This window comes from Falsiroseomonas stagni DSM 19981 (assembly GCF_900114315.1).
GTDB classification, from domain to species: Bacteria; Pseudomonadota; Alphaproteobacteria; order Acetobacterales; family Acetobacteraceae; genus Falsiroseomonas; species Falsiroseomonas stagni.
Genome location: NZ_FOSQ01000015.1, coordinates 55,059 through 68,361 on the forward strand (window position 1 = coordinate 55,059; position 13,303 = coordinate 68,361).

Here is a 13,303-nt window from a genome sequence, read left to right on the forward strand (position 1 = left end):
CTCACCGCTTCATGCTCATCGCTTCACCGGCACGTTCCAGATCTCCTGCGCATATTCGGCGATGGTGCGGTCGGAGGAGAACCACCCCATGCTGGCGGTGTTGATCACCGCCGATGTCCACCAGGCGGCGGGGTTGCGCCAGCGTTCCGCGACGGCGCGCTGCGCGTCGAAGTAGCTGTCGAAATCCGCCGTCACCATGAAGTAGTCGCTGCCGCGGAGGTTGCCGACCAGTTCGCGGTACCGCCCGGGATCGTCGGGGGAGAAGACGCCGGCCTCGATCTGCTCCAGCGCCTCCTGCAGGCGGCGGGACTGTTCGACCGCGCGCTGGCCCTGCCAGCCCTCCCGCCGGCGCTGCTCCACTTCCGGCGTCGTCAGGCCGAAGATGAAGATGTTGTCGTCGCCGACATGTTCCTTGATCTCGACATTGGCGCCGTCCAGCGTGCCGATGGTCAGCGCGCCGTTGAGCGCGAACTTCATGTTGCCGGTGCCGGACGCCTCCATCCCCGCCGTGCTGATCTGCTCCGACAGGTCGGCGGCCGGCACGATCACCTCGGCCAGGGAGACGTTGTAGTTCGGCAGGAAGACGATCTTCAGCAGGTTGCGCACGGTGGGGTCGCTGTTCACCACGCGCGCGACGTCATGCGCCAGCTTGATGATGAGCTTGGCGCGGTGGTAGCTGCTGGCCGCCTTGCCCGAGAAGATCTTCACCCGCGGCGCCCAGTCCCGCGTCGGCTGGCTGCGGATCTCGTCATACAGCGCGACGGCTTCCAGCACGTTCAGCAGCTGGCGCTTGTATTCGTGGATGCGCTTGATCTGCACGTCGAAGATGGCGTCGGGGTCGAGCCGAAGCTGGAACCGATCCTTCACCAGGTCGGCCAGCGCCATCTTGTTGGCGCGCTTCACCGCGGCGAATTTCTCCTGGAACGCCTTGTCGCCGGCCAGCGGCTTCAGCTTGGCCAGCGCTTCCGGCCGGTCCAGCACCTCCGGCCCGATGGCCTCCACCAGCAGCGATGTCAGGCCCGGATTGCATTGCTGCAGCCAGCGCCGGAAGGTGATGCCGTTGGTCTTGTTGGTCAGCCGGTCCGGGAACAGCCGGTGAAAATCGGCGAAGACCGTCTGCTTCAGCAGGTCCGAATGCAGGGCGGAGACGCCATTCACCTTGTGGGAGCCGACCACCGCCAAGTGCCCCATCCGGACGCGGCGGCCATGCCCTTCCTCAATGAGCGAGACGGAGGAGAGCAGCCGCCCGTCATTCGGGTGCTTCAGCCGCACGCTGTCCAGGTGGAAGGCGTTGACCAGGTAGATCAGCTGCATGTGGCGCGGCAGCAGCCGTTCCATCAGCGGCACCGGCCAGGATTCCAGCGCCTCCGGCAGCAAGGTGTGGTTGGTGTAGCTGATCGTCTTCTGGGTGATCGGCCAGGCCTCGTCCCAGGGGATGTCGTGCAGGTCGACCAGGATGCGCAGCAGCTCCGCCACCACGATGGCGGGGTGCGTGTCGTTCAACTGGATGGAGACGCGGTCAGGCAGGGATCTCAGGTCGCCATAGACGCGCAGATGCCGGCGGATCAGGTCCTGTAGCGCGGCGGAGGAGAAGAAGTATTCCTGCCGCAGCCGCAGCTCCTGGCCCGATGCACTTTCATCCGACGGGTAGAGCAGCTTGGAGATGCTCTCCGCCTTCACCTTGTTGGCCAGCGCGCCGACATGGTCGCCGGAGTTGAAGGCATCGAGGCGCAGCGGATCGACGGCGCGCGCCGACCACAGCCGCAGCGTGTTCACATGCGCGCCGCGCCAGCCGACGATGGGCGTGTCATAGGCCACAGCCTGCACCGTCTCGCTCGGCTTCCACACATGCTTCACGCGGGCCTCGCTGATGGTCACGGCTTCCACCGTGCCGCCGAAGCCGATCTCATGCGCGATCTCGGGGCGGGCGAATTCCCAGGGGTTGCCGTCGTTCAGCCAATCCTCGGGATATTCCCGCTGCCAGCCATCGCGGATGATCTGGCGGAACAGCCCGTGGTCGTAGCGGATGCCGTAGCCGAAGGCGGGGATGGACAGCGTCGCCATGCTTTCCATGAAGCAGGCCGCCAGCCGCCCGAGGCCGCCATTGCCCAGCGCCGCATCAGGCTCCGCGATGCGCAGCTTCTCCAGATCCACGCCGAGCGGCTCAAGAGCCTCCCGCAGCGTCGGCAGCAGGTCCAGGTTGCTGACATTGTCGCGCAGCAGCCGGCCGATGAGGAATTCGAGGCTGAGGTAATAGACCTGCTTCGCGCCGGACTGGTAGGTGGCGCGCGTCAGGTCGATCCAGCGATCGACGATGCGGTCCCGCACCGCCAGCGCGGTGGCGATGAACCAGTCCCGGTCCCGGGCGCCGAGCCGACTCTTGCCGAGGTCATAGGTCAGCTTCCGCAGGATCACCTCGCGCAGGGCGGCGGCGTCCTCGCTTTCCCCGGGCCGGGTGGGGATGGGCGGGGCGCTCGACGTCGTCGGGGTGTCCATGGGCGGGTGGCTCCTTCCTGGGTGCCGAAGAGGCGATGGGTAACCCGACGCGCTGCGATGCAACAATTTGCATGGTCCCGCGCCGAGATCAAAGCACAGCTATAGGCACGAAGGGTTAGCTTTCTGCCACCGGCCTATCCGGCCCACGCCTCCGCCAGCGCCGCCAGGCCCGGAAAGGCGGGGGCGGGATGGGTCACGATGGACAGCGGCACACCCTGCATCCAGCCCGCCATCGGGGCCTTGTCCTCGAACCGCGCCCGGAAGGCACCCCGGTCCAGCCCCGGCGCCAGGCGCGGCAGGATGCCGCCCGCCAGGAACACGCCCCCCCGCGCCCCCCAGGCCAGGGCGAGATCGCCCGCGAAGCCGGCCAGCAGGCTGAGGAACAGGCGCAGCGCCTCCGCCGCCACCGGGCATTCGCCGGCGGCGGCCACCACCGCGGCCGCGTCGCGGTCGGGGACATCGGCCCCCCGCAGCCCTGCCACCACGGCATGGAGGTTGGCGATCCCGCGGCCGGAAAGCGCTTCCTCCGCCCCCGCGCGGCCGCAGCGCGCGCGAAGCCCGGCCACCACCGCATCCTCCGCCGCATCCGCCGGCGCCAGGCCGATATGCCCCCCCTCCGTTGGTATCACCAACGGCCCTGGCAGCAGCGCGGCGCAGCCGAGCCCCGTCCCCGGCCCCAGGACCAGCATCGGCGCCGACGGGTCCGGCGTAGCGTCGCCGATCGCCACGAGGTCGGTCGGCGGCAGATGGCGCAGGGCATGCGCCAGGGCCTGGAAATCATTCACCAGCCGGGCATGGCGCAGGCCGAAATGCGCGGCGATGGCAGCCTCGTCGAAGCGCCAGGGCGCGTTGGTCAGCCGTGCCGTGCCGGCGGAAACCGGCCCGGCCACCGCCAGCACCGCGCCCTCCACCGCCGGGCCCGGCGACAGCCGCGCCAGCGCGGCCTCCATCGCGGCCTCCGGCGTCGGGAAGCCCGCCACGGGCAGGATGACGGGCGGGCCGATCACGCCACCCGCTAGCAGGGCGAAGCGGGCATTGGTCCCGCCGATATCGGCCAGCAGCGCCCTCATGCCGCCTGGCCCCGCGCGGTTTCTGAGTTCCTCGGCGTCAGCGCGGTCTTTGCGCGAGGATATAGGCCGCCAGGTCCTGCGCCTGCCGCGCCGTCAGCCCATGGTCCGGCATGTTGGCATGAGGCAGGCGCAGATAGGTGGCGATACCCTCGGCCGTCGCGCCCCGCCGTGCCGCGATGGTCGGGAAGGCCGGCGCGGCATCGTTGCGCCCGCCGGGCGCCTGGGCGGCGATGGTGTGGCACGCGCTGCACCATTGCCGCGCCAGCCATCGGCCACGGTCCACCGCTTCCCCATCCGCCCACGCCGTGGCGGGCAGGGCGGCCAACATCCCCAGCCGCATGAATCGCATCGCTCGCATCCCAGTCTCCATCCCGGCACAACCGGGTGGCATCCAGGCTAGGCCAGGGCGATGCGATGCTCATTGCGCCGTATCAATCCGCGTCAATAGGTCGCGCGCCCGCCCGAGATGTCGAACACCGCACCGGTCGAGAAGCTGCAATCCGCCGTGCAGAGCCAGCAGATCAGCGCCGCGATCTCCTCCACCTCCACGAAGCGGCCCATCGGGATCTTGGACAGCATGAAGGCGATGTGGGCTTCCGTCATCTGGTTGAAGATGTCGGTCTTGGCGGCCGCGGGGCAGACGCAGTTCACCAGCACGTTCTTCTGCGCCACTTCCTTGGCCAGCGACTTGGTGTAGCCGATCAGCCCCGCCTTGCTGGCGGAGTAGTGCGCGGCGTTCGGATTGCCTTCCTTGCCCGCCACCGACGCCACATTCACCACCCGTCCCCAGCCATTGGCGATCAGGTGCGGCATCACCGCGCTCGCCACGATGAAGGGCGCGTTGAGGTTCACGTCGATCACGCGGCGCCACTGCGCCACCGGGATCTCCCAGGACGGCATGTTGCCGCCGGTGATGCCGGCATTGTTCACCAGCAGGTCGATCTTGCCGTGCGCCTTCAGCGTCCGCTGCGTGGCCTCCGCCACCGCGACCTCATCCGAGAGGTCCAGCACCTCCGCCGTCACATTGCCATCCGCCGCCAGCGCGGCGCGGCTTTCCTCGGCCTTGGCGGGGTCCATGTCCCAGATGGAGACGCTGGCGCCCGACGCCACCATCCGCCGGGCGACGGCGAGCCCGATGCCCCGCGCGCCGCCGGTGACGATTCCGACCCGGCCCTGAAGGTCCAGCCTGTTCATCGCCATTGCTCCCTCAGCCACGCCCGACGAAGGGCATCTTGGTGGCCATGATGGTCATGGTCAGCACATTGGTCGCCAGCGGCCAGGCCGCCATCTGCGCCACCGCCTGGCCGACATGGTCCACATCCATCAGCGGCTCCGCCTTGATGGTCCAGTCGGCCTGCGGCACGCCGCGCGCCATGCGTTCCGCCATCGGCGTCGCGGCGTTGCCGATATCGATCTGCCCGACCGCGATGTCGAAGCGCCGTCCATCCAGGTTCATGGACTTGGTCAGCCCCGTCACCGCGTGCTTGGTGCTGGTATAGGGCGCGCTGCCCGGCCGCGGCGCATGGGCGCTGATCGATCCGTTGTTGATGATGCGCCCGCCCACCGGCGACTGCTTCGCCATCATGCGGAAGGCCGCATGGGCGCAGAGGAAGACGCCATTCAGGTTGACGTTGACCACCTTGAACCACTGCTCCGCCGTCAACTCCTCGAACGGCGTGCCGGGGACATTGTTGCCGGCATTGTTGAACAGCAGGTCCAGCCGGCCGAATTCCTTCTCGATCGTTGCGAAGGCGGCGTCGATCTGGGCGGGGTCCGTCACATCCGCCGGCACGACCAGGGTTGCGCCCTTGCACAGCCCCGCCGTCTCCTCCAGCGCATCGCGCCGGCGGCCGAGCAGCGCGACGGTCCAGCCATCGGCGGCGAGCGCGATGGAGGCGGCGCGGCCGACGCCCGATCCGGCGCCCGTCACCAAGGCGAATTTCTGGGCCATGCTGGTTTCCCCCTCGAGATGGTCGATTTCGGCCCGCAGGGTGGATCGCCCGCCCCCCGCCTGTCCACCCAGGGCAGGCGCCGCGGGGTCACCATGCCGTCCATGCTGCGCTGCGGCCTTGCGGGGCGGGGCACTCCGGTGGGATAGCGAAGGAACCGTCTCCCCGCCGGATAGAACCTCCCCATGAGCATCCACGCCGCGCTGACGCATCGGACGACCTACAGCTATGACCGGCTGGTCGGCATGTCGCCGCAGTTGATCAGGCTGCGCCCGGCACCCCATTGCCGGACGCCCATCCTCTCCTACTCGCTCGACATCCAGCCGAAGCCGCATTTCCTCAACTGGGTGCAGGACCCGCAGGGCAATTTCATCGCCCGCGTCGTCTTCCCTGAGCGCGTGCGGAAGTTTGAGGTGACGGTCGATCTCCTTGCCGACATGGCGACGATCAACCCCTTCGACTTCTTCGTGGAGCCGCAGGCCGAGGTCTTCCCCTTCGAATACGACCCCGTCCTCGCCCAGGAACTGGCGCCCTTCCGGCGGGTGGAGGCAGCGGGCCCGCTGCTCGACGCCTATCTCAAGGACATTCCCCGCAGCGCACCGAATACGGTCAATTACCTCGTCGACCTCAACCAGAAGCTGTCCACGGAAATCGGCTACATCGTGCGGATGGAGCCCGGTGTCTGGACGCCGGAGGAAGTCCTTTCCAACCGCAAGGGCTCCTGCCGCGACTCGGGCTGGCTGCTGGTGCAGATCCTGCGCCATCTCGGCTTCGCCGCCCGCTTCGTCTCCGGCTACCTGATCCAGCTGGTGCCGGACGTGAAGTCCGTGACCGGCCCGGTCGGCACCTCCGTCGACTTCACCGACCTGCATGCCTGGTGCGAGGTCTATGTGCCCGGCGCCGGCTGGATCGGCCTCGACCCCACCTCCGGCCTGCTGGCGGGCGAGGGCCACATCCCGCTGGCCGCGACGCCGGAGCCCGCCTCCGCCGCCCCCATCACCGGCGGGGTGGACAAGGCGGAGACCGAATTCGGCTTCTTCATGGAAGTCCGGCGCGTGGAGGAGACGCCGCGCGTCACCAAGCCCTACACCGAGGAAGCCTGGGCGCGGATCGCCGCCCTCGGCGAACAGGTGGACCAGGCGCTGGTCGCCGGCGATGTGCGCCTGACCGTGGGCGGGGAGCCCACCTTCGTGGCGGAGGCCGATCGCGACGCGCCGGAATGGAACACGGAGGCGCTGGGCCCCACCAAGCGCGCCTATGCCGGGCGCCTGCTGCGCCGCCTGCAACCGCTCTGGGCGCCGGGTGCGGCGCTGACCTATGCGCAGGGCAAGTGGTATCCGGGGGAGCAGCTGCCGCGCTGGGGCCTCTATTGCCACTGGCGCGCGGATGGGCAGCCCGTCTGGACGGATCCCGCGCTGCTGGCCAGCGACGACGACAAGGGCGATGCCACGGCGCAGGACGCGGCGGAATTCGCCACCATCCTCGCCGGCCATCTCGGCATCGACCCCACGCTGCGCATCCCGGCGCATGAGGACATCGACTACTACCTCTGGCGGGAGAAGAAGCTGCCCGCCAATGTCGTGGCGGAGGACGCGAAGCTGCGCGATCCGATGGAACGGGCGCGCCTCGCCAGGCTGTTCGGCCAGGGGCTCAATGAGGAAGTCGGCTCCGTGCTGCCGCTGCGCCGCCGCGGCGATGGCGAGGCCCGCGCCTGGGAATCCGGCAAATGGGCGCTGCGTGAGGGGGAGCTGTTCCTCATCCCCGGCGACAGCCCGATCGGCTTCCGCCTGCCGCTGGACAGCCTGCCCTGGGCGTCCGAGGAGGCGATCGAGGCCGAGCCCGATCCCGATCCCTTCACCCGCCGCGAACCGCTCCGCCCGCGGCGCGAATTGCCGGAAGGCCGCGCCCGCATCGTGGAGCAGACGCTGCCGGTGCCTGGGCGGGAGGAACCGGGCGTGGTCCGCACCGCGCTCTGCGTCGAAGCGCGTCGCGGCCTGATCCACTGCTTCCTGCCGCCGCTGACCCTTGCCGATGACTGGCTGGACCTGGTGGCGGCCATCGAGGCGACGGCGCGCGACACCGGCCGCAAGGTGTTCCTCGAGGGCTATCTCGCGCCGTCGGACCCGCGCCTGCTGAACTTCTCCGTCACCCCCGACCCCGGCGTGATCGAGGTGAACATCCACCCCGCCTCGGATTGGCAGGACCTCGCGACCCGCACCGAACAGCTCTACGAGGAAGCGAGACAGGTCGGGCTGGACTCCCAGAAATTCATGCTGGATGGGCGCCATGTCGGCACCGGCGGCGGCAACCACATGGTCATGGGCGCGGCGGAGGTGGCGGACAGCCCCTTCCTGCGGCGGCCGGATTTGCTGAAGTCGCTCGTCGGCTTCTGGCACAACCATCCGAGCCTGTCCTACCTGTTCAGCGGCATGTTCATCGGCCCGACCAGCCAGCATCCCCGCGTGGATGAGGCCCGCGGGGATGCGGTGCATGAGCTGGAGACGGCGCTGGCGCAGGTGCCGCCGCCCGGCGTCGATACGCCGCCCTGGATGGTGGACCGCATCTTCCGGAACCTGCTGGTGGACATGACCGGCAACACCCACCGGACGGAATTCTGCATCGACAAGATGTACGACCCCTCCGGGCCCTCTGGCAGAAGGGGTCTGGTCGAATTCCGGGGCTTCGAGATGCCGCCGCATTGGCGCATGTCGCTGGCCCAGCAGGTTCTTCTTCGGAGTCTCGTCGCCGGCTTCTGGCAGCGTCCCTATGAGCGGAAGCTCATCAAGTGGGGCACCCGGCTGCATGACGATTTCATGCTGGAACACTATTGCCGGCAGGATTTCGGTGATGTCCTCGCCGAACTCTCCGGCCTCGGCTTCCGGCTGGACCCCGCCTGGTTCGCCCCCCACTTCGAGTTCCGCTTCCCCAGGGTCGGTGCCATCGCGGTGCGCGGCATGGAGCTTGAACTGTGCAACGCGCTGGAACCCTGGCATGTACTGGGGGAGGAAGCGGCCGCCGGCGGCACCACGCGCTATGTCGACAGCAGCGTGGAACGCCTGCAGGCGCGCGTCACGGGCTGGGTGGAGGAACGCTTCACCCTGTCCTGCAACGGCGTCGCCGTGCCGCTCCAGCCCACCGGCACCGAAGGCGAATACGTCGCCGGCGTGCGCTTCAAGGCCTGGGACCCGCCCTCCGCCCTGCACCCCACGGTGCGCGCCCAGGCGCCGCTGACCTTCGATGTCTATGATGGCTGGACGGGCCGGTCGCTCGGCGGTTGCACGCACCATGTGGCGCATCCCGGCGGGCGCAACTACCAGACCTTCCCGGTGAATGCGAACGAGGCCGAGGCCCGCCGCCGCGCCCTGTTCCTGCCGATGGGCCACACGCCCGGCCCGATGGCGCCGCCCCGCGTGGTGACCAGCCGCGCCACGCCCCGCACCCTCGACCTGAGGCGCGCAAGCTGACCGACATGGCGGCACCGGGGGGATGCGCCCCCCCTCAGCTGGACGAGATGGTCGATGGCCGCGGCCGGGTGCGCCCGCATTGGCGCGGGCTGCTCGGCGCCTATTCCTCCCTCGGCTATGCCGCGGTCGCCGAGCGCGGCCGCCGCCTGGACCGGGCCTTCGAGGAGGAGGGCGTGGCCACCGTCCTCGCGGCCGATGCCAGCGGCGGCGTCGCGCGGTCGCGCCGGCCGTGGCGCTGCGATCCCGTTCCCCTGATCCTGCGGGCGGAGGAGTTCGAGGCGCTGGAAGGCGGCCTCGCGCAGCGCGCGCGCCTGCTCTCTGCCATGCTGGACGACCTCTACGGCCCGCAGGCGCTGCTGCGGGAAGGGGTGCTGCCGGCGGCGCTGGTGGTGGGCAACCCGCATTTCCTCCGCCCCTGCCGCGCCCCCGCGCCGCAGCCCTTCCCGCGGCTGATGTTCTACGGCGCGGACCTGCTGCGCGGGCCGGATGGCGAATGGCGCGTGGTGGCGGATCGCTGCGGCGGCGCCAATGGCGTGGGCTTCGCGGCGGAGAATCGCGCGCTGCTGGCCCGCGTGCTGCCGGAAGCCTTCCGCGCCGTGCAGGTCCGCCCGCTGCGCCCCTTCTTCGACACCTGGCTCGACGGGTTGCAGAACCTGGCGCCCGCGGGCGTGGACAATCCCCGCATGGCGCTGCTGACCCCGGGCGCGAAGCAGGAGACCTGGCTGGAACACCTGCTGCTGTCGCGCGAACTGGGCCTTGAACTGGTGGAGCCCGGCGACCTGACGGTGCGGGACGGCCAGGTCTTCCTGAAGACGCTGCGCGGGCTGCGCCGGATCGACGTCATCCTCCGCCGCATCAAGGGGGAGCAGTCGGACCCGCTGGAGTTCAATGCGGGGTCCGGCGTGCCGGGGCTGATGCAGGTGCTGCGATCCGGTGCCGTGCGGCTGGTCAATGCCCCCGGCTCCATGCTGGTGGAGGCCCCGGGCGCCGCGCCCTACCACGCCGCCTGCGCCCGCTTCCTGCTGGGGGAGGAACTGCGCCTCGGCGCGCTGGAGACGCTCTGGCTCGGCGATGACGAATCGCGCCGGATCGTGCAGGCCGATCCCGATGGCTGGCGGCTGCGCTCCGCCTTCGATCCCGGCCTGCCCGTGCCGCTCGGTGCGCTCGATGTCTTCTCGGGCCGCGGCACCACGCCGCCCTGGATGGTGGCGGCGACGCGGCCCATGGCGCCCTCCGCCGCGCCCCGGCTGATGGGGGAGAGGCTGGACCCCGCGCCGGTGGCGCTGCGCATGTTCCTGGCGCGGGATGCCGGGGGTGCCTGGCGCGCCATGCCGGGCGGGCTCGCCCATGTGCTGGAAGGCGGCGGCGCCGTCGCCGGCCCGCCGCCGCGGCGCGGCGCGGCCAAGGATGTCTGGGTGCTGGCGGAAGATGGGGGCGACATCCTCGGCCCCGCCGCGCCGCGGGCGGCGACGCTGCCCATCCGCCGGTCCTCCGGCGAATTGCCGTCCCGCGTCGCGGATGACCTGTACTGGCTCGGGCGCTACCTGGAACGGCTGGAATCGATCGCCCGGCTGACCCGTGCGCTGCTGGGCCGCCTGCTGCGCGGCGCCACCCTGCCGCGCGAACTGGCGGAGATCCGCGCCCTGACCCGCTGCCTGCACGCCGCGGGGCTGCTGGACGCGGAGGTGGCCGCCGGCCCCGCCGATGGCAACGCCCTGCCGCGCGCCGTGCTGGCCGCCGCCGGCCCCTCCGGCGCGTTCTCCGGGCTGCTGGAGATGGTGGAACGCCCGCAGGCCGCGGTGCGGGACCGGCTGACGCATGACATGTGGGCCGCCTTCGCCCAGCTCAGCCAGGAAGGCCGCGCGGGCCTCGCCGCCGGGACCAGCGGCCTCGATTCGCTGGTGGAGGCGATGGGCGTCATCATCCGCGCCTGCACCGCCGTCGCCGGCATCGCGGCGGAGAACATGGTCCGCGGCGGCGCGTGGATGTTCCTCGACCTCGGCCGGCGGATCGAACGCGCCACCACCACGGCGCGCAACCTGGCCCATGCGCTGGACCAGCCGCCACGGCGGATGGAGGCCGGGCTTCGCCTCGCGCTTGAGATCTGTGACAGCGCGCTGACCTACCGGGCGCGCTACCTCGCCACCATCCAGCCCGCGCCGGTGCTGGACCTGGTGCTGGCCGATCCGGGCAATCCCCGCGCGCTGGGCTACCAGCTGACCGCCGTGAAGGACCGGCTGGCGGAGATCGGCGGCGCGGATGACGCGCTGGCGGCGACGGCCTCCGTCCTCGCCGCCCGGCCGCAGCTGCTGGTGGATGAGGTGCTGATGGAGGCGGACCGGGACGCCGCCGCCGCCCGCCTGCCCGATGCGCTGCTGGCGCTGGAGAGTGAGACAGCGGCGCTGTCCGACGCCGTCGCGCGGCGCTATGTCAGCCATGTCCGCGCCCGCGCGCTGGACGAGGATGAATCGGGAGGAACGGGGTGACGCGCTACGCGCTGCGGCACCACACGGCCTACAGCTATGGCAGGGCGGTGGACCTCGCATCCCACCTGCTGCACCTGTCGCCGCGCCCGGTGCCCGGGCAGCGCGTGGAGGCCGCGACCATCCTGGTCGCCCCGGATTCCGGCTACCGCGTCGATGGCCATGACCATTTCGGCAACGGCGTCACCTGGCTGTTCCTGGAAGCGCCCCACGCCGCCTTCGAGGTGACGCTGATAGCCACCGTCGATGTCGCCTTCGCCCCACCGCCGCCCGATGGCGCGACGCCGCCCTGGGAAGCGGTGCGCGCGGCGGCGATGCGGCCGGAGGGGTGGGACGCGGCTGAATTCGCGCTGCCCTCCGCCCTGGCGCCCGCCGACCGGGGGGCGGGGGCCTATGCCGCGCGGTCCTTCCCGCCGGGGCGGCCGGTGCTGGCCGGGCTGCGGGAATTGTGCGGCCGCATCCGGCGGGACTTCGCCTTCAAGCCCGGCGTCACCACCATCTCCACCCCCGTGGCCACGGTCCTCGCGCTGCGCGCCGGCGTCTGCCAGGACTTCGCCCATCTGATGATCGCGGGGCTGCGTGCGATCGGCCTGCCAGCGCGCTATGCCAGCGGCTATGTCCGCACCCGCCCGCCGCCCGGCCAGAAGCGCCGGCAGGGGGCGGACCAGTCCCATGCCTGGGTCGGCTGCTGGCTCGGCCCCGATCACGGCTGGGTGGACCTCGACCCCACCAATGACCTCGTCGTCTCGGACGAACACCTGCTGCTGGGCTGGGGGCGGGACTATGCCGATGTCAGCCCGGTGAAGGGCATCCTGCTGGGCGGCGGGCGGCAGGGGCTGGAGGTCAGCGTGGACCTGGTGCCGGTGGATGAGGAGGAGGTCGCGTGACCATCACCTTCGCGAGCTACAACATCCAGTACGGCAAGGGGCAGGACGGCCGCTACGACCTGGAACGCATCGCGCGGGAGGTCGAGGCGGCGGACGTGATCGCGCTGCAGGAAGTCGCGACCGGCTTCGCGCGCAACGATTTCGTGGACCAGGCCGCCTGGTTCGCCGAGCGGCTGGACCGCTACGCCGTCTATGGCGCGCCCTATGATGTCGATGCCAGCTACCGGGACGCCACGACGGGCCGCGTCGTGAACCGCCGCCGGCGCTTCGGCAACATGGTGCTGTCCCGCTGGCCGATCCGGTCCACCCGGACGCTGGTGCTGCCGTTCAACCCGCCCGCGCTGGACCAGGACATCCAGCGCTGCGCGGTGGAGGCGGTGCTGGACCTGCCGGGCGGGCCGCTCCGCCTCTATTCGCTGCACCTGTCGCACCTGACGCCGGGCACGCGCATCCCGCAGGTGGAGGCGCTGAAGGCCATGGTCGCCTCCGCGCCGCGGGACGGCATGGCTTGGGCGAATGAACGCAACACCGATCCGAGCTGGGCCGAGGGCTGGCCCGAGCCCGCGCCGCCCGAGCCCTGCATCCTGATGGGCGATTTCAACCTGCGCCCGGCGGACCCGGAATACCCGCTGCTGGTCGGCGATATCGGCATGGCGGGCCATCGCGTGCCGCTGCGGGGCCAGTTCGTCGATGCCTGGGTGCAGGCCGGCCAGGCGGAACGCACGGGCTGCACCCTGGCGGAATGGAACGGGGAGCCCGGCGGACGCATCGACTACGCCTTCCTGCATCCCGCGCTGGCGCCGCTTCTGCGTCGCGCCTGGATCGGCGAAGACGCGACGGGCAGCGATCACCTGCCCATCTTCGTGGAACTGGCTCTCCCCTGATCGGCTCTCGCGTAGGTTGAAACCGCGCCGCGCATCGCGTTAATCAAGTTGCGAAACGGCAACGGGGCGG

Annotated in this window: 9 protein-coding genes; 4 read left to right on the forward strand and 5 right to left on the reverse strand. The window is 70.7% G+C overall.

The window, feature by feature from the left end:
• Window positions 1–15: 15 nt before the first annotated feature.
• From BM041_RS25695 to BM041_RS25715, 5 genes are all read right to left on the reverse strand, one after another.
• Entirely contained in the window at window positions 16–2,496 is a 2,481-nt protein-coding gene (locus BM041_RS25695) for a glycogen/starch/alpha-glucan phosphorylase (protein WP_092962780.1), read from the reverse strand.
• Window positions 2,497–2,630: 134 nt separating this feature from the next.
• Entirely contained in the window at window positions 2,631–3,566 is a 936-nt protein-coding gene (locus tag BM041_RS25700; protein WP_092962781.1) for a glucokinase, read from the reverse strand.
• 37 nt (window positions 3,567–3,603) lie between these two features.
• Entirely contained in the window at window positions 3,604–3,924 is a 321-nt protein-coding gene (locus BM041_RS25705; RefSeq protein ID WP_175534180.1) for a c-type cytochrome, read from the reverse strand.
• Window positions 3,925–4,007: 83 nt separating this feature from the next.
• On the reverse strand, window positions 4,008–4,760 hold the full coding sequence (locus tag BM041_RS25710; RefSeq protein ID WP_092962834.1) for an SDR family NAD(P)-dependent oxidoreductase: 753 nt from the start codon (window positions 4,758–4,760) through the stop codon (window positions 4,008–4,010).
• Between the two features lie 13 nt (window positions 4,761–4,773).
• Window positions 4,774–5,517: an SDR family oxidoreductase gene (locus BM041_RS25715; RefSeq protein ID WP_092962783.1), complete on the reverse strand. Its 744-nt coding sequence runs from the start codon at window positions 5,515–5,517 to the stop codon at window positions 4,774–4,776.
• 183 nt (window positions 5,518–5,700) lie between these two features.
• Here BM041_RS25715 and BM041_RS25720 point away from each other — a divergent pair, with 183 nt between their 5' ends.
• The 4 genes from BM041_RS25720 to BM041_RS25735 are packed head-to-tail and all read left to right on the forward strand — an operon-like array spanning window position 5,701 to window position 13,233.
• Window positions 5,701–8,979 carry a transglutaminase family protein gene (locus tag BM041_RS25720; RefSeq protein ID WP_092962784.1) on the forward strand — a complete coding sequence of 1,093 codons (3,279 nt, stop codon included), beginning with the start codon at window positions 5,701–5,703 and terminating at the stop codon, window positions 8,977–8,979.
• 5 nt (window positions 8,980–8,984) lie between these two features.
• Complete coding sequence (locus BM041_RS25725) at window positions 8,985–11,465, forward strand: circularly permuted type 2 ATP-grasp protein (protein WP_092962785.1); 2,481 nt, start codon at window positions 8,985–8,987, stop codon at window positions 11,463–11,465.
• Entirely contained in the window at window positions 11,462–12,349 is an 888-nt protein-coding gene (locus BM041_RS25730) for a transglutaminase family protein (RefSeq protein ID WP_092962786.1), read from the forward strand. The genes BM041_RS25725 and BM041_RS25730 overlap by 4 nt, the downstream gene beginning before the upstream one ends.
• Window positions 12,346–13,233: an endonuclease/exonuclease/phosphatase family protein gene (locus BM041_RS25735; protein WP_092962787.1), complete on the forward strand. Its 888-nt coding sequence runs from the start codon at window positions 12,346–12,348 to the stop codon at window positions 13,231–13,233. Before BM041_RS25730 ends, BM041_RS25735 begins: the two co-directional genes overlap by 4 nt.
• Window positions 13,234–13,303: the final 70 nt, after the last annotated feature.